The sequence below is a fragment of the Actinomadura sp. GTD37 genome (assembly GCF_041951365.1).
Taxonomy (GTDB): Bacteria; Actinomycetota; Actinomycetes; order Streptosporangiales; family Streptosporangiaceae; genus Spirillospora.
This window is the reverse complement of record NZ_JBGNUS010000001.1, coordinates 1,449,452-1,464,560: the sequence shown is the minus strand read 5'-3', so window position 1 is coordinate 1,464,560 and position 15,109 is coordinate 1,449,452. Positions and strand designations below refer to the sequence as shown.

The window sequence follows — 15,109 nt, the reverse complement described above, 5'->3', positions numbered from 1 at the left end:
GGCGCCACCACGGCCGGGCACCGCCTCGGCCGGGGTCAACGGTGAGCGACGTCCACGAAAATGTCAACAATCTGGAGAAAGTTCTGGTGGCTACTTCGGCGCACAAATTGTTGACAATCTCGTCTGCGAATTCGTAGCATCACGGCACGCCAGCGGCGTCGTCCGGTCGGGCGAGCGCCGGCCCCACCCCTCGACCGACGCCCCTGGAGAACCACCGTGATCAGATTCCGCGCGGCCCTGGCCGCCGCCGCCTCAGTGCTCCTCCTCACCGCCGCGTGCGGGGGCGGGGACTCCTCCGACGACGCGTCCGGCGACGGCCCCACCACGGTGAAGGTCAGCGTCATCCCCATCGTCGACGTGGCGCCGATCTACCTCGGGGACCAGCAGGGCTTCTTCGCCGAGCAGGGCCTGAAGCTGGAGCTCCAGTCCGCCCAGGGCGGCGCGGCGATCGTGCCCGCCGTCGTCAGCGGGCAGGTCGACTTCGGGTTCAGCAACTTCACGTCGCTGATCATCGCCAGGTCCAAGGACCTGCCGCTCAAGGTCGTCGCGCCCGGCGCGGGCTCGACCGGCGTCCAGGGCAAGGACTTCGGCGGCGTGGTCGTCAAGGCGGACAGCCCGATCAAGTCGGCCAAGGACCTCGCGGGCAAGCGGGTCGCGGTCAACACCCTGAACAACATCAACGACACCACCGTCCGGGCGTCGATCAAGGCCGCCGGCGGGGACGCGAAGAACGTCAAGTTCACCGAGCTGGCGTTCCCGGACATGCTCGCCGCGCTGGAGAAGGGCAACGTCGACGCGGTCCAGGTCGTCGAGCCGTTTCTCGCCACGGCGAAGAAGAACGGCGACAGGGTGATCGCGTCCAACTACGTGGACACCGCGCCCGGCCTGACGATCGCCGGCTACTTCACCTCGCAGAAGACCGCGGGCTCCAAGCCCGAGCTGGTCAAGAAGTTCGCCGCGGCGATGCAGAAGTCGCTGAAGTACGCCGACGAGAACCCCGACGCGGTCCGCAAGGTCCTCCTCGAGTACACCAAGATCGACTCGGCGCTGACCGGCTCGCTGACGCTGCCGAAGTACCCGACCGAGGTCAACGCGGCGTCCCTGGAGACCCTGGCGAAGCTGGCCGTCCAGGACGGGCTGATCAAGACGGCCCCGGACGTCAAGGACCTGCTTCCGTGACGGCGGCGGTGACGGCGAACGCGGCGGGGCGCGGCCGGGGCGGACGCCGTCACCGCCCCCCGCCCGCCTGGGCCTTCGGCCTCGCCGGGCTCGTCTGCCTGACGGCGGTGGTCGAGGCGGCGCCCCGGACGGGCCTGGTGGAGGAGCGCTTCCTGCCGCCGTTCAGCGCGATGGTCTCCGCGCTGGCCGACCAGGCCGGGACGGCGGCGTTCTGGCAGGCACTGCTGGAGACGCTGCGCGGCTGGGCGATCGGCCTGGCGATCGCGACGGTCGCCGGCGTCGTGCTGGGGATCGCCATCGGCGGCGTCCCGCTGCTGCGGGCCGCGATGTCCTCGACGATCGAGTTCCTGCGTCCGATCCCGTCGGTGGCGCTGATCCCGCTGGCCGTGCTGCTGTACGGCACCGAGATGCGATCGACGCTCCTGCTGGTCGTGTACGCGTCCTTCTGGCAGGTCCTCGTGCAGGTCCTGTACGGCGTGCAGGACGTGGACCCGGTGGCCAGGGAGACGGCCCGCTCCTACCGGTTCCGTCCGCTGACCCAGGTGCGGACGGTGATCTGGCCGACCGCGCTGCCGTACGTCCTGACGGGTTTCCGGCTGAGCGCGGCCGTCGCGCTCATCCTGGAGATCACCGGTGAGCTGGTCATCGGGTCGCCGGGGCTCGGCAGGCAGATCGCGGTGGCGCAGACGTCCGGCGCCGTCGCGGCGATGTACGCGCTGGTCATCGTGGTCGGCCTGATCGGCGTGACGGTCAACGCGATCGCGCGGACCACCGAGCGCCGCGCGCTGCGGTGGCACCCGTCCGTCCGCCGGGAGGCGGCCTCGTGAACATCCTGGACGCGGTGCGCCGGATCCTGCTGCTCATCACGCTGCCCGTGCTGCTGGTCGCGGCATGGTGGACGGCGACGGCGAACAGCACCGACTTCTTCTGGCCGCCGCTCAGCAAGATCCTCGGCACGTTCGGCGAGACCTGGTTCGAGGGCCGGTTCACCGCCGACGTGCTGCCCAGCCTGGCCCGGCTGCTCGCCGGCTACCTGATCGCCCTGGTGCTCGGCATCGGCCTCGGCGTCGCGATCGGTTCCGTGCGCGCCCTCCGCGCCTTCCTCGAACCGGTGCTGGAGTTCTTCCGGGCGATCCCGTCGCCGGTGCTGGTGCCGATTCTGATGCTGTTCGCCGGCATCGGCAGCGGGATGAAGGTGCTGGTCATCGTGTCCGGCTGCGTCTGGCCGATCCTGCTGAACACGGTGGAGGGCGTGCGCGCCCTGGACGAGGTGCTGAGCGACACCGCCCGCTGCTACCGCATGCGCCCGCACTCGCGGCTCGTCCACCTGGTGCTGCGGGGCGCGAGCCCGCAGATCGCCGCCGGGGCGCGGCAGGCGCTGTCCATCGGGATCATCCTGATGGTGATCAGCGAGATGTTCGCGGCGAGCAACGGCGTCGGCTTCACCATCATCCAGTTCCAGCGCAGCTTCTCGATCCCGCAGATGTGGAGCGGGATCATCCTGCTCGGCCTGATCGGCATCGCGCTGTCGGTCGTCTTCCAGCTCGTGGAGAACCGGCTGCTGAACTGGTACACCGGCCTGCGCCGGTCACAGCGAGAGAGTTGAGAATGACCACGACACCGACCGGCGCCCCGGGCGCCGCCGCGGCGCTGCTGGACGTCCAGAACCTGCGCAAGGTCTACGAGGGCAAGGGCCGCAGCGTCGAAGCCGTCCGCGACCTCACCTTCACCGTCGGGACGGGCGAGCTCGTCTGCATCGTCGGGCCGTCCGGCGCGGGCAAGACGACCCTGCTGAGATGCGTCGCCGGGCTGCTGAACTGCTCGTCCGGGAAGGTGGTGCTCGAAGGGGAGACGGTGACCGGCCCGCCGCCGGGGATGGCCGTCGTCTTCCAGGAGTACGGGCGCAGCCTGTTCCCGTGGATGACGGTGCGGCAGAACGTCGAGCGTCCGCTGAAGGAGAAGAGGGTCCCGAAGGCGGAGCGGCGGCGGCTCGTCGAGGACGCCCTGGAGGCGGTCGGCCTCGCCGACTCCCGCGACGCCCATCCCTGGCAGCTGTCGGGCGGCATGCAGCAGCGCGTGGCCATCGCCCGCGCGGTCGCCTACGAGCCGCACATCCTGCTGATGGACGAGCCCTTCGCCGCCGTCGACGCCCAGACCCGCGCCGACCTCGAAGACCTCGTCCGCGCCCTGTGGAAGCGTCTCGGCGTGACCGTCCTGTTCGTCACGCACGACATCGACGAGTCGGTGTACCTCGGGCAGCGCGTCATCGTGCTGTCGAACTCGCCGACGGTCGTCCTGGAGGAGGTCGCCATCGACCTGCCGGACGAGCGCGACCAGCTCACCACCCGCTCCGAGCCCCGCTTCGCCGAACTGCGGGGCCGCGTCTACCGGCTCGTCCAGCAGGCCAAGGAGGGGCACCGGCCCGCCGGCTGAGCCGGTGCGCCAGCCCCCCGGGCCGGCCTCAGCCGCGGCGGCGGGCCGGCCCTCGGGCGCGCCCGCGCGGCGCGGGGCAGCCCGTAGAATCGATCACCGGACCGGCAGCGAGCGAGGAGTCATGGCAGCCCACGAGCGGACCACGGACGCCCCCCGCGGCACGGCCCCCGGCGGCGCGGCCCCCGGCACCACCGCCCCCGGCGCCACCGGGCAGCCGGATGTCGCCGCGGCGATCCGCGAGGGGATCGCCCGGGGCGACTTCGCCCCCAACCAGCGCCTGGTCGAGGGCGACCTGTCCGAGCTGTACGGCGCGAGCCGCAGCGGCGTGCGGTCGGCGCTGATCGAGCTGACCAACGAGGGGCTGGTCGAACGCGTCCAGCACCGCGGCGCCCGGGTCCGCGCGGTGACGCTGGACGAGGCCATCGAGATCTCCGAGGTCCGCATGGTCGTCGAGGGGCTGTGCGCGGCCAAGGCCGCCGAGCGCGTCACCGACGCGGAGACCGCGGAGCTGCGCGCCCTCGGCGACGCCATGCGCGCGGCGGTCGCGGAGGGGCACGTGCTGGAGTACTCCGCGCTGAACAAGTCGCTGCACCAGCGGATCGTGGACATCAGCGGTCAGGAGACCGCCGCCGGGGTGCTGCGGCGGCTGCGGGCGCAGAACGTCCGGTTCCAGTTCCAGCTGGCGCTGGTCCCGGGACGTCCGAACGTGTCGCTGGCCGAGCATCTGGCCATCGTCGAGGAGATCTGCGCGCACTCCCCCGACGCGGCCGAGCGCGCGGCCCGCCGCCACCTCGTCAGCGTCATCGAAGCCCTCAAGGCGGTCTGACCCGCCCTCGGCGCCGGGTCGGTGCGGACCCGGCGCGGGACGACGAGCACGGCGTCCCGCCACTTCCCCGCCGCCACCCGGTGGCAACCACACCCGAACCTGCTCTGACCTGCGGGAAGACTCGGCATTGACATTAGGCAGGTAAATGCCTGCATAATGGGGGCGTGAGCCACGAAGCCGAAACGATGGACGCGGCGTTCAAGGCGCTGGCCGACCCGACGCGGCGCCTGCTGCTCGACCGCCTGCGCGAGGCCAACGGCCAGACGCTGCGCCAGCTGTGCGAACGCCTGAACATGGCGCGCCAGTCCGCGACGCAGCACCTCGACGTCCTCGAACGGGCCCGCCTCGTGACCGTCGTCCGGCGGGGACGGGAACGGCTCCACTACCTCAACCCGGCGCCGATCCACGAGATCGAGGAGCGCTGGATCTCCGTGTTCGACAAGCCCCGCCTGCAAGCACTCAGCGCCATCAAGTACCAGGCAGAGGAGTACGCCATGACGACCGAGACCGCATCCGTGCCGACCTACGTCTACGTCACCTACATCCGCGCCAGCGCGGAACAGGTGTGGCAGGCACTGACCGACGCGGACCTCACCGCCCGCTACTGGGGGCACGCCAACATCTCCGACTGGCAGCCCGGGTCCCGCTGGGAGCACCAGCGCACCGACGGATCAGGCGCCGTCGACGTCGTCGGCAAGGTGATCGAGACCGAGCCCCCGACGCGCCTGGTCATCACCTTCGAGGACGACCCCGACACCGCACCGCCGCGGGAGCCGTCGGTCGTCACGTTCCTCGTCGAGCCGCACCAGGACATCGTCCGGCTCACCGTGACCCACGAGAACCTCCCCAACGAGGAGATGCTCAACGGCATCTCGCAGGGCTGGCCTGCCGTCCTGGCGAACCTCAAGTCGCTGCTGGAGACCGGCGACGTCCTTCCCCAGGCGCCGTGGGAGATGTCCAGCGCGCACGCGTGACGCACGACCGACCACAGGAGACCCGACATGCCCGACACCGAACCGCTCCGGGACGCCTACCGCGCCCTGCTGGACGCCGCCGCCACCGTGGCGGCCTCCGGCGCCCCGGGCCCCGTCCCCCCGCCGGGCGAATGGGACGCCGACCAGATCCTGGCGCACGTCGTCCTCGTCAACGCCGCCACCATCACGGCCGTCACCTCGGCCGCCTCGGGCGCGGTGACCACCTACGACAACCGCCTGGCGCAGGACGCCTGGACCATCGACCGCGTCATCGACCTCGCCGGAGGCAACGCGGGGCTCCAGGAACGCGTCCGCAGGCAGGGGGACGCCTTGTGCGCCCTCAGCGTGCTCAGCGAAACCGAACTCGACACACCGGTGCCGGCCCTGCTCATCTCCCACGGCAAGACCTTGGTCGACCAGCCCATGCCGCTACGGGCCCTGATCACCGGTCTGGCGGAAGCGGAACTCCCAGGCCACACGGACCAGCTGCTGGCCCTCCTCTAGGCCGTCCCGGAGTCAGCCGAGGACGAGTGGGAGCCTGCCGGCGAGCTCTCCCAGCGCGGCCACGTCGGCGGACGCCGGGGCGCGGCGGCCGGTGCCGATCAGCAGCGCGTCCGTGTCGGAGAACGAGGCCGGGAAGGAAGCCCCGGCGATCTTCTCCAGCGACGCGCGCGCGGCGGCGAGGGTCTCGGCGGGCGGGCCCGAGGCCGAGGGCAGGTGCGCGGTCAGGTCGAGGTGGTGCAGCGTCCATTCCATGACGTACGCGGACAGGTAGTCCCCGGCCGTCAGGACCATGTCCTGGGTGCCGACGCGGAGGTCCGGGTCGGCGAGTCCGGCGGCGCGCCCGGCGGCCGAGCCGACGTCGTCGAAATGGAACTTCAGCAGGCTCGGGTCGCCGTACGCGGCGGCCAGCCGCGGGATCAGCGCGTCGAGCGGGTCGTCGCCGGTCGGGGGCTCGACGAGCTTCCAGTAGGTGACCGCGTCCGCGCTCGGTTCGGCGTCGGCGGGCGTGACGAGCGTGATCAGGACGTCCTGGGCATCGATGACCAGATGGCACACCAGGTCCCGGACGAGCCAGCCCGCACAGCCGGACGGCCGCTCCCAGTCCTCACCGGAGAGTTCACCGACCGCCGTGCGCAACGCCGTCCAAGAACGCGAGAAGAGATCCACTCCGCCAAAGCTACAGCGGCTCCGCCCCCGCGTTGACTTGCGGCGTGTTGTTGTTATGAGCCGCCTGATAACAACAACACGCCGCAGGTCAACGTGGCCGGTGAGCCTTAGCCGCGGTCGGGCGGGGGGCTGGAGGGTGCTTTGTAGCGGGTGGCGATCGCGGCGGCGCGGTCGTGCAGGGATGTGCGCAGCCACTGCGGGGCCAGGGCCTCCGCGTTCGTGGCGAGCTGCCAGAGCGCCCATTCGGCGTGCCGCGAGTCCTGGAAGGTCACCTCCATCCGGAGCCGGCCGTCCGGGTCGGGCTCCTCGGCGAGGACGGCGAGCGCGGTGCCGACCAGCTCGTCCCGCCGCGCCGGGTCCACCCGGACCAGCACGGCGACCTGGTCGCCTCCCGTCCGGAACCGCGTGCTGCGTTCCTGCCAGGCCCGGTCGAGATCGACCTGGTCCGGACGCTGTGCGGGTTCGTCGAGTTCCTCGGCGGCCAGCACCCGGGACAGCCGGTAGGTGCGGTCCTCGCCGGATTTCGCGGCCAGCAGGTACCCCTGGTCGCGGACGGTGACCAGGCCGATCGGGTCAACGGTGCGCCACTTCGGGGCCTGGCCGACGGCCGCGTAGCGGATGCGCAGCTTGTGTCCGGCGAACACCGCGCGCCGGATTTCGGCCACTACGGCGTCCGGTACCTCCTCAGCGGCCACGCGGCGTGAGAGGAGGTCGATCTCGGGGTCGATGAGCAGTCTCCGCGCCGCGCCGGCCGCGGTGTCCCGATGGCCTTCGGGCAGCGCGTCGACCACCTTGAGCATGGCCGAGGCGAGCGCCGAGCCGAGGCCGAACGCCTGCGCGCCGCGCCGCGATCCGGCGATCAGCAGGGCGAGGGCCTCGTCGTGGTTCAGCCCGGTGAGCTCGGTCTGGAAACCCGGCAGCAACGCGAACCCGCCGTGCCGGCCGCGTTCGGCGTAGACCGGGACGCCCGCCGAAGACAGCGCCTCGATGTCGCGCAGCACGGTGCGGGTGGACACCTCCAGCTCGCCCGCCAGCGTGGCCGCGGACAGCTGACCGCGCTGGCGCAGGAGCAGCACCAGCGCGACCAGCCGGTCGGCGCGCATACGAAAACCCTAACCGGAATACACGACAAAAGGTGTCGTGATTCGTTGGGAGGCTTTCGACACGACGTCAAAGGCGGGCGGCTGCCGAGCCGGCCGCTGGACGTCCGTACTGTCGACGAAATCGAACGGAGCTGGAATGGCCATGGAACGAACGGCGGTCAACCCGTGGACGTGGTCGGTCGAGATGGGCTACAACCAGGGCGAGATCGTCTCCGGGCAGACCCGGACCCTGTACTGCGCCGGGCAGACCGCGATGAGCGGCGACGGCAAGCCGCAGCATTCCGGTGACATGGCGGCGCAGTTGGCGCTGAGCCTCGACAACCTGGAGGCCGTTCTCGCCGAAGGCGGCATGTCCCTCGCGAACCTCGTCCGGCTCAACGTCTACACCACCGACGTGGACCTGCTCTTCCCGCACTACGGCGTGCTGGCGTCGCGGCTGGGCGCCGCCGGGGTGGCGCCGGCCACGACGATGCTCGGAGTGACGCGGCTGGCCGTCCCCGGCCTGATGGTCGAACTGGAGGGAACCGCCGTCGCATGATCTGCCCCGCCGCCCGCGCCGGCGCGGGCGGCGGACCGCGGTCACCGCGCCCGAACCATATGGACGGCCGAAGCGGCGCCGTTAGGGTCTCGGCATGGGATCGCTCGTGGGGACGCGGGTCTCGCTGCAAGCGGTGAGCGCCGGGGACGGGGCCGAGTTCATCGCGCTCGCCCGGGAGAGCACGGCGATGCACCGGCACCTGATCCGCGCGCCCACGACCGCCGCCGAGTTCGACGCGTACCTGGCCCGGTTCGACGGAGTCGCCGCGATCGGGTACGTCGTGCGGGTGAACGGCACCGGCGAGCTGGCCGGGCTGGTGAACTTCAACGGGATCACGCGGCGGCCGAAGCGGTGCGCCGCCCTGGGCTTCGGCGGCTTCGCGGCCACGTCCGGGCACGGCTATGTGGGCGAGGCGGTGCTGCTCGGCGTCCGGTACGCGTTCGAGAAGCTGGGACTCGACCGCCTGGAAGCCGACGTCCAGCCGGGCAACGGCGCCTCAAGGGGAATCGTCGAGCGCGCGGGGTTCCGGCCCGCGGGCTCGACGACCAGCATCCGCATCGACGGGGAGTGGCGCGAGCACGAGCGCTGGGTGCGGCTGGCCGACAGCGGCGGCCCCGGCCGCGTTTAACGATCTTCCAATCTGTACATACCCGGGCCGCAGCCCGTACTCGGCCGTAGGGAGCGATCAGCGTGGCCGTCGGCCCGGAGAAGCACGAATGGCCCGCGATGCTCGACGTGCAGTCCCTGCTGGGACGAGGGTGGCGGCCGACCCCGTTCCGGGAGTTCATCCTCAAGATCCACAGCCGCTGCAACCTGGCGTGCGACTACTGCTACATGTACGAGATGGCCGACCAGAGCTGGCGCGGCCAGCCCCGGAAGATGGCCAGGCCCACCGTGGACTGGACGGCGCGGCGTATCGCCGAACACGCGCGGACGAGGCTCCTCGACCAGGTGGACGTCACCCTGCACGGCGGCGAACCCCTGCTCGCCGGGGTCGACCACCTGCGGTACACCATGGACGCCGTACGCGACGCCTGCGCGCCGGACGTCGAGACCCGATTCAGAATCCAGACCAACGGCGTGCTGCTCGACCCGCCGTTCCTGGAACTGTTCGACGAGTACGGCGTCCACGTCGGGGTGAGCCTGGACGGTGACGAGGAAGGGCACGACCGGCACCGGAAGACCCCCAGCGGGCGCGGCAGTTTCCAGTCGGTGCGGGCAGGACTGCACAGGCTCACCGCCGAGCCGTACCGGCACCTGTTCAGCGGCCTGCTCAGCACGGTCGACCTGCGCAACGACCCGGTGGCCACCTACGAGGCGATGCTGGAGTTCCAGCCGCCCGTCATCAGCTTCCTGCTGCCGCACGGGAACTGGGACACTCCGCCGCCGGGCCGTCCGCCCGACTCGTCCACCCCGTACGGCGACTGGCTCGTCACCGTGTTCGACCACTGGTACGGCGCGCCGGAGAAGCGCACCAGCGTCCGGCTGTTCGACGACATCCTGCGGCTGCTGCTCGGCCGCCGTTCCACCGGCGAGGCGGTGGGGCTCACCCCGGTCGCCGTCCTGGTCGTGGAGACCAACGGCCACATCGAGCAGGTCGACACGCTCAAGTCGGCCTACGAGGGGGCCGCCGGGACCGCGCTCCACGTGTCGCGCGACCCCTTCGAGACCGCGCTGACGCACCCGTCGATCGCCGCCCGGCAGATCAGGGAGCTCGCCCTCGGCTCGGTGTGCCGCGAGTGCGGGCTCCGCAAGGTCTGCGGCGCCGGCCACTACGCGCACCGGTACCGGAGCGGCACCGGGTTCCGCAACCCGAGCGTGTTCTGCCCCGACCTGCAACGGCTGATCACGCACGTCCACGCCGTGCTGTCGCGGGACATCGCGGGGATCAGGTCGCGGAGGGGTCAGAGCGGCGGCGGGTCGAAGTCGACGTCCTTGTGCCTGCCTTCCATGAAGACGACGGCGTCGGGGTGATTCAGCCCGAGCGTGCGCCGGTATCCGGCGCGGGTGCGTTCGATCAGCTCGGTCGCGGCGTCCGCCCGGCCGCTCGCCTTCAGGTCGGCCGACAGGTTCGCGGCGGCCGTCAGCGCCAGCGGGTGCTCGTCGCCGACCAGGGCGCGGAGCCGCCGCAGCGTCTCCTCTCCCAACCGGCACGCGGCGTCCGGTTCACCGAGCGCCGCCAGGTCGCCGGCCAGGTTGAGGGCCACGGTCAGCGTGTAGTCGTGGTCTCTGCCGAGCCTCGCCTCCAGGCCCGCGAGCGCGCGCTCGTTCAGCTTCCGCGCCGCCTCCGGGTCGCCCTGTGAACGGCGCAGGACGGCCACGTTGCCCAGGCAGGCGAGGGTGTAGGGGTGGTCGGGACGGAGCACCTCCGTGTACCGGGACGCCGAATCGGCGGCCAGCCCGGTGGCCTCGTCCAGCCTTCCCAGGGTGCGCCACAGATTGGACAGGCTGATGGCCGCGGCCAGCGTGTCGGGGGAATCGGTCCCGTACAGGCGGACGCAGCGGTCCTGGACCTGCATCGCGAGCTCCTCCGCCTCCTCGTACTCCCCGTGCATGCGGAGCGCGACGGACAGGTCCTTGCCGGTGCGCAGCGTCCAGTTGTGCTCGGCGCCGAGCACCTCCTGGGCCATCGCGTAGGCGTCGTTGCCGAGGTCGCACGCCTCCGAGTAGTCGCCGGAGAGCCTGACGGCCCTGGCCAGCCCGCTGAGCGCGTTGATGAAGCTCGACTTGACCATGCCGGCTCCGTGGGACTGCCAGCCGGAGTACGACCGCTGGTACAGCTCCTTGGACTTCTTGTAGTCGCTCATCAGGCCGTAGTCGATGGCGAGGTTGTTGTAGGCGCGCAGCGTGCCGGAGTCCGCGGGACCGTACTTGGCCTCGTAGCGGCGCAGGGCCTCCTCGTCCCGCCGGAGGGCCTGCGGGAAGTCGCCGACGGCCCGCAGGTCGGCGCCCGTACCGCGCAGGGACCGGAGGGTGACGGGGTCGTCCAGGCCGTGGACCCTCTCCGCCGCCGCCAGAACCTCCGCGTTCAGCGCCGTCGCGGCGTCGTACTGGCCGAGTTCGCGCAGCGTGTTGGTGAGTTCCAGCTTCACCAGGATGACGTCGGGGTGCTCGGGCCCGGACTCGGCGCCCCAGTGCTCGATGTAGCCGTCCGCCACCTTCCGGGCCGACTCGTAGTCACCGGAGCCGAACAGGTACCGCAGCATCCTGACGGCGAACCCGCGGACCTCGGGGACCGCGCTGCCGGCGACCCCCGAGGGCTCCAGGTGCCCGAGCAGCGCCGCGTACTTCGGCCAGTTCACCTCGTCGCCGGGGTCTCCCGCGTCGTAGCCCGCCAGCAGCAGGTGCACTTCGTGCTGGATGCGCTGCCGCTCCTCCGGCGACAGCTCGTCCTGCACGAGCTTCTGGACGAGCCGGTGCACCTGGATCGTCCGGCCGGTGATGTCCAGGCGCGCGAGCGCGTACCGGCCCAGTTCGCCGACCGCGCGCCCCAGCCGGATGGTGTCGCCGATGAGGCCCGCGAGCTGCGGCCGAAGCCCCTGCGGGGCCCTGCCGAGGACGTCGCGCGGAATCGGCTCCGAACCGAAGAACGCGCAGATCCGCAGGAGGTCGACCGCCTCGGGAAGGCTCTCGTTCAGGTTGGCCACCGAGACGCTCCACGCCGCCGTCATCGGCACCGGGTACTCGACCGGACGCCCCTGCGACAGCAGCTGGCTGGTGCGCTCGCCCAGCTGTTCCAGATACTCGTGGACGCTCATTCCCCGCTCGAACAGCAGCGCGCCCGCCTGCTCCAGCGCCAGCGGCAGGTCGCCCAGCTGTTCGGCGAGACGGGCGGCGTCGTCCGCGGAGATCCCGGCGCGCACCCGCTTCACGAGGAAATCGACGCTCTCGTCGCGGCGGAAAACGTCCACGGGAACGGCGTCGACAAGGCTGGCCCAGCGATGGTTGCGGGACGTTATCAGCACATGGCCCGGGTCCTGCGGGATGATGTCGAAAAGATCTTCCGGCTGGTCGGCGTTGTCGAAGACGAGCAGCCAGCTGTCGTACGGCTTGCCGCGGCGCAGCGCGTCCAGGACGTCCCTGGCCGCGTCGTCGATTCCGCTCACCGCGGCGGGCGGCAGGCCCAGGTGCGGGGCGAGATCGGCCAAGGTGGTCTTCACAAGGAACGGCTGATCGGACGGAATCCACCACACGACGTCATAGGTGTGCCGGTAGCGGTAGATGTACTCGACCGCCATCTGCGTCTTCCCGACACCGCCGAGACCGTGCAGCGCATGCGGCTGCGGGACCACCGCGGTCACCTTGCCGGCGACGCCTTCCCGCAGCGCGGTGAGAAGCTCCTCACGGCCGGTGAAATTCTTGTTGCGCGGCGGTATATTCCCCCAGACCGGGGGGACGCGCATCTTCGGAGTGCCGGCTTCCACTTCCTCTTCGGACACCTGTTCCGCCTCCGGGTCGCACTCGGTACCGCCTCTCGGTACTGCCTGACTGACAGCAAGCCTAGGTCGGGTCAAGGCATTCATCTACCGCGATGGGCGGCGACGCGCAAAATTGCATGCAACTTGCGTCACCAGACGCTTTCGATTCGGTCACTCTGATACCGCATTAAGTTCAGGCACAGAAACACCGCGATCGATATTGCGGCTATATTCGGAGGACGGCCTGGGGACACGCCAGGGAGTCACTGGGAGAGAGAACATGCCGCCACTCACCATCGACGTCCAGGAGATCACCCCCGACCTGCTCCGCCCCGAGGACAGCCCCGTGCTCGCGGACGCGGTCCTGGAGGCGATCAGCCCCATCCGGCCGCTGCCCGACGGCGCCGGCTTCGACAACGACTGCTGAAGCCGCCGGGAGCCCGCGGATTCCGCGGCGCCCGCCGGGCTTACGCGACCATGAGCACACGCTCACCCTTCGTCGGTCCGCGCCCCTTCGACACCGAGGACGCGGGCATCTTCCATGGACGCGACGATGAGACGGCCGCGCTGGCGACCCTCTGGCGGGGTCACGCGCTGACCGTCCTGCACGGCCCGTCCGGTGTGGGCAAATCCTCGCTGCTGCGCGCCGGCGTGCTGCCGCGGCTCGCCCGGCGCCCGCCGGGAGAGGTCTTCCCGGTCGGACGGCCGGCGTTCCGCGCCGACTTTCCGCTGGCCGCCCTGCCGGACCACGACCCCTTCACCTTCACGCTGCTGACGTCCTGGTACCCGGAGGAGTCGCCGACCCGGATCTCCGGCTCCTCGATCTCGGGGCTGCTCCGCAGGAACGTCCGCACCGACCGGCACGGCGACCCGGTGCCCGTCCTCGCCGCCATCGACGACGCCGACCTGCTCTTCCCGGAGAACAGGCGGTGGGAGGGATACCGCGGCCGGTTGTTCGACGACCTGGCCGAAGCGTCGGCGTCCTTCCCCCGGCTGCGGCTGCTCATCGCCGTCCGCACCGACAACCTCGGCGGGCTCGTGGACGTCCTGGAGCGGGCGGGGCTCGCCACCGGGTCCGCGGCCCGCTTCCCGCTCGGCGCGCTCCGGCCGGACGCCGCCCGCGAGGCGGTCCGCGAACCCGTCGGTGACGCCGGGCACCCCCTCGCCGCGTGCGCCGACGAACTCGTCGACGCACTGCGGGAAGGCGAGACCGGCGTCGATCCCGCGACTCTCCAGATCGTCTGCGCGCGGCTGTGGGAGGAGTTCAGATCCGGCCGGGCGACCCGGATCGCCGACCTCGCGGACGTCCTCGACCACGTCCTCCGGGACCACTGCCTCGGCGCGCTCGCGACGACGGCGGACGAGCACGGCGCCCTGCCGGGCGGGCTCGTCGAATGGTTCCGCGGCGCGTTCGGCGGACGGGACGACGGCGTCCCCGCCGGGCGGGCCGCCGCGCACGGAATCCCCGGCACGGTGCTGCGGGCCCTTGAGGACGCCCGGCTCCTGGTCGCCGACCGGCGGCCGGACGGACGGCGCTACCGGCTGCGCCAGGCGCGGCTCCGGCCCGTCGTCCGGCGGCTGGCCGCGGACGCCGACGTCCCGGCGCCGGCGGGGAGGCCGCGGCTCGGCGCCGCCGAGGCCGCGTTCACCGCGGGCGAGACGGAGCTGGCGTGGCGGCGCGCGACGGCCGTCGCCGCGGACGCCGCCGGCGACACCCGGCTGCGCGGCGCCGCCGAGTGCCTGCTGGGCACGATCGCCCGCCACCGGGACGGGACGGCCCTCGCCATCGAGCACTACGAGGCCGCGGCGCACGCGTTCGGGGCCGCGGGCGACGCGGTCCGCGTCGGCATGCTGCTCGCGGCGATCGGCCGGCTGAAGATCGGCGACGGCACCACCGAGGCGGTGAACCGGCTCCAGGCGGCGCTCGCCCGGCTGCCGGGCGACCTGTTCGTGCGGACGGCCCTCGCCCACGCCCTCTGGCACGCCGGACGCGCGCAGGCGGCGATCGCGGTCCTCGACGACGCCCTGAGCCAGGACGGCGCCACGCCGGAGGCCCTCCGGCTGCGCGGCGAACTGCTGGCCGATCTGAACAGGGCCGAGCCCGCCCTGCGCGACCTGGACCGGGTCGACCACGGCGACCGTCCCTCCACCCGGGCGGCGTGGGCGCTGGCCCGGAGGACCCATGAGGGCGGGGCCGCGCTGGCCTCCACCGAGGAACTGGAACTGGTCGAGTCCGCCGACGACAGCGGGCCGGTGCTGCTGCGCGTCGCCCGGGTCCTGCGGCTGGGGGGCGAGGCCGACACCGCCGCCGGGCTGGCGAAGCGCGCCGTGATGGCCCGGCGGCCGCCGCTGCCGCGGCATTTGCGGCACGAGGCCGAACGGCTGATGTAATCCTTGGCAATTCCTGCCCAAAGCGCTTCGTCCGGACTGATAACGTGCGTTGGACCGGCCGCGGGGGCGTCCTGAGA

General features: G+C 71.8%; 15 protein-coding genes. 12 read left to right on the top strand and 3 right to left on the bottom strand.

What is annotated here, in order from left to right; genetic code table 11:
* The first annotated feature begins 216 nt into the window (after window positions 1-216).
* The 7 genes from ACA511_RS07140 (at window position 217) to ACA511_RS07110 (ending at window position 5,916) form a co-directional block, all read left to right on the top strand.
* Window positions 217-1,179 (top strand): ABC transporter substrate-binding protein, encoded by a 963-nt coding sequence (locus tag ACA511_RS07140; protein WP_375023249.1) that lies wholly within the window; start codon window positions 217-219, stop codon window positions 1,177-1,179.
* Window positions 1,176-2,006, top strand: a complete 831-nt coding sequence (locus ACA511_RS07135; protein WP_375023248.1) for an ABC transporter permease — start codon at window positions 1,176-1,178, stop codon at window positions 2,004-2,006. Before ACA511_RS07140 ends, ACA511_RS07135 begins: the two co-directional genes overlap by 4 nt.
* Window positions 2,003-2,785, top strand: coding sequence for an ABC transporter permease (locus ACA511_RS07130; protein ID WP_375023247.1), 783 nt, complete (start codon window positions 2,003-2,005; stop codon window positions 2,783-2,785). The genes ACA511_RS07135 and ACA511_RS07130 overlap by 4 nt, the downstream gene beginning before the upstream one ends.
* A gap of 2 nt (window positions 2,786-2,787) precedes the next feature.
* A complete protein-coding gene (locus tag ACA511_RS07125) occupies window positions 2,788-3,612 on the top strand; it encodes an ABC transporter ATP-binding protein (protein WP_375023246.1) in 825 nt (274 codons plus the stop codon).
* Window positions 3,613-3,733: 121 nt separating this feature from the next.
* A complete protein-coding gene (locus ACA511_RS07120) occupies window positions 3,734-4,438 on the top strand; it encodes a GntR family transcriptional regulator (RefSeq protein ID WP_375023245.1) in 705 nt (234 codons plus the stop codon).
* Window positions 4,439-4,602: 164 nt separating this feature from the next.
* Window positions 4,603-5,412: an ArsR/SmtB family transcription factor gene (locus ACA511_RS07115; protein WP_375023244.1), complete on the top strand. Its 810-nt coding sequence runs from the start codon at window positions 4,603-4,605 to the stop codon at window positions 5,410-5,412.
* A 27-nt stretch (window positions 5,413-5,439) separates the two neighbouring features.
* Window positions 5,440-5,916 (top strand): hypothetical protein, encoded by a 477-nt coding sequence (locus ACA511_RS07110; RefSeq protein ID WP_375023243.1) that lies wholly within the window; start codon window positions 5,440-5,442, stop codon window positions 5,914-5,916.
* Window positions 5,917-5,928: 12 nt separating this feature from the next.
* Here the strand turns inward: ACA511_RS07110 and ACA511_RS07105 are convergent, their stop codons facing one another.
* Both ACA511_RS07105 and ACA511_RS07100 read right to left on the bottom strand, forming a co-directional pair.
* Window positions 5,929-6,582, bottom strand: a complete 654-nt coding sequence (locus ACA511_RS07105; RefSeq protein ID WP_375023242.1) for a maleylpyruvate isomerase N-terminal domain-containing protein — start codon at window positions 6,580-6,582, stop codon at window positions 5,929-5,931.
* Window positions 6,583-6,689: 107 nt separating this feature from the next.
* Window positions 6,690-7,685 (bottom strand): helix-turn-helix transcriptional regulator, encoded by a 996-nt coding sequence (locus ACA511_RS07100; protein WP_375023241.1) that lies wholly within the window; start codon window positions 7,683-7,685, stop codon window positions 6,690-6,692.
* A 142-nt stretch (window positions 7,686-7,827) separates the two neighbouring features.
* Between ACA511_RS07100 and ACA511_RS07095 the strand changes: the two genes are divergently transcribed.
* The 3 genes from ACA511_RS07095 (at window position 7,828) to ACA511_RS07085 (ending at window position 10,197) form a co-directional block, all read left to right on the top strand.
* Window positions 7,828-8,223 (top strand): RidA family protein, encoded by a 396-nt coding sequence (locus tag ACA511_RS07095; protein WP_375024696.1) that lies wholly within the window; start codon window positions 7,828-7,830, stop codon window positions 8,221-8,223.
* 94 nt (window positions 8,224-8,317) lie between these two features.
* A complete protein-coding gene (locus ACA511_RS07090; RefSeq protein WP_375023240.1) occupies window positions 8,318-8,851 on the top strand; it encodes a GNAT family N-acetyltransferase in 534 nt (177 codons plus the stop codon).
* 62 nt (window positions 8,852-8,913) lie between these two features.
* Window positions 8,914-10,197, top strand: a complete 1,284-nt coding sequence (locus ACA511_RS07085; RefSeq protein ID WP_375023239.1) for an FxsB family cyclophane-forming radical SAM/SPASM peptide maturase — start codon at window positions 8,914-8,916, stop codon at window positions 10,195-10,197.
* On the opposite strand, the gene fxsT is transcribed toward ACA511_RS07085, so the two are convergent.
* Complete coding sequence (gene fxsT / locus ACA511_RS07080; protein WP_375023238.1) at window positions 10,128-12,662, bottom strand: FxSxx-COOH system tetratricopeptide repeat protein; 2,535 nt, start codon at window positions 12,660-12,662, stop codon at window positions 10,128-10,130. The genes ACA511_RS07085 and fxsT overlap by 70 nt on opposite strands.
* 259 nt (window positions 12,663-12,921) lie before the next feature.
* Here fxsT and ACA511_RS07075 point away from each other — a divergent pair, with 259 nt between their 5' ends.
* Together ACA511_RS07075 and ACA511_RS07070 are read left to right on the top strand one after the other, a co-directional pair.
* Window positions 12,922-13,068, top strand: a complete 147-nt coding sequence (locus tag ACA511_RS07075) for a hypothetical protein (protein WP_375023237.1) — start codon at window positions 12,922-12,924, stop codon at window positions 13,066-13,068.
* 50 nt (window positions 13,069-13,118) lie between these two features.
* Window positions 13,119-15,032 carry a tetratricopeptide repeat protein gene (locus ACA511_RS07070; RefSeq protein ID WP_375023236.1) on the top strand — a complete coding sequence of 638 codons (1,914 nt, stop codon included), beginning with the start codon at window positions 13,119-13,121 and terminating at the stop codon, window positions 15,030-15,032.
* The last annotated feature ends 77 nt before the right edge of the window (window positions 15,033-15,109 follow it).

Bases quoted from the DNA above. Each gene is read 5' to 3' on its own strand.
- ACA511_RS07100 (WP_375023241.1), bottom strand. From the start codon at position 7,685: ATGCGCGCCGACCGGCTGGTCGCGCTGGTGCTGCTCCTGCGCCAGCGC.
- ACA511_RS07070 (WP_375023236.1), top strand. From the start codon at position 13,119: ATGAGCACACGCTCACCCTTCGTCGGTCCGCGCCCCTTCGACACCGAG.
- ACA511_RS07110 (WP_375023243.1), top strand. From the start codon at position 5,440: ATGCCCGACACCGAACCGCTCCGGGACGCCTACCGCGCCCTGCTGGAC.
- ACA511_RS07120 (WP_375023245.1), top strand. From the start codon at position 3,734: ATGGCAGCCCACGAGCGGACCACGGACGCCCCCCGCGGCACGGCCCCC.
- ACA511_RS07095 (WP_375024696.1), top strand. From the start codon at position 7,828: ATGGAACGAACGGCGGTCAACCCGTGGACGTGGTCGGTCGAGATGGGC.
- ACA511_RS07075 (WP_375023237.1), top strand. From the start codon at position 12,922: ATGCCGCCACTCACCATCGACGTCCAGGAGATCACCCCCGACCTGCTC.
- ACA511_RS07090 (WP_375023240.1), top strand. From the start codon at position 8,318: ATGGGATCGCTCGTGGGGACGCGGGTCTCGCTGCAAGCGGTGAGCGCC.
- ACA511_RS07125 (WP_375023246.1), top strand. From the start codon at position 2,788: ATGACCACGACACCGACCGGCGCCCCGGGCGCCGCCGCGGCGCTGCTG.